This is a genomic window from Vibrio sp. 1401, from assembly GCF_033340295.1.
On record NZ_JAWOWF010000375.1, the window covers coordinates 1 to 693 of the forward strand.

A 693-nucleotide genomic window follows, 5' to 3' on the forward strand; every position below is an offset into this window, starting at 1 on the left:
CGGGTTTCTTTTCCGATGGTTGCACGCGGCACAGTCGAGATAGAGACCAACCCTGGGTTAATGCTAGTTCAATAAATAGCTCCCCTTCGGTGATTGGCAGCACAAAGCTGGCTTTTCCTTCTGCATCTAGCAACTGATAACAACACTTAAGCAACGCATCATGGCGTAGGGAGTCGGTATGCCTAGCGGTTGCTCGCTGGCTTTGTTTAGCTTGCTCACCAGTGTTGAAATAGGGTGGGTTGCAAACAATGCGTTGAAAGCGTTGCGGCGGCGAAAAAATCAAAACATCGGTATGCTGAACTGAGAGTCGGTCGTGCCACGGCGAGTGCGAAAAATTGTGGCTTGCGGCTTCAACCGCTGTGGTTTCGATGTCAACGGCGGTAATTTTTGCGTCAGGAAAGCGTTGAGCACACATCAAAGCGAGTAACCCTGTTCCTGTCCCGATATCCAAGATATGGGCAGGGCTCGGACTTTCCATCCACGCGCCTAGCATCACGCCGTCGGTACTCACCGGCATGCCACTTTCGCCTCCTTCGATACAAAACTGCTTAAACTTGAAGCCTTTAGTTTGAAATTTTCCGCTCTTCATGATTGTTTTTTATCTGCTCAATATTTAAGTGAAATTCTCTGTTGTTTCTTATTTGTATAGATTGTTGTTTTGTTGGTTATTAAATTGTATGGTTAATTGATCGA

1 protein-coding gene is annotated in these 693 nt (G+C 46.6%); it reads right to left on the bottom strand.

Going from position 1 to position 693, the window contains the following annotated elements; genetic code table 11:
• Positions 1-589 (bottom strand): tRNA1(Val) (adenine(37)-N6)-methyltransferase (locus R7Z77_RS25720; protein ID WP_318137094.1); only part of this gene is annotated, 589 nt, incomplete at its 3' end.
• Between the last annotated feature and the right edge of the window lie 104 nt (positions 590-693).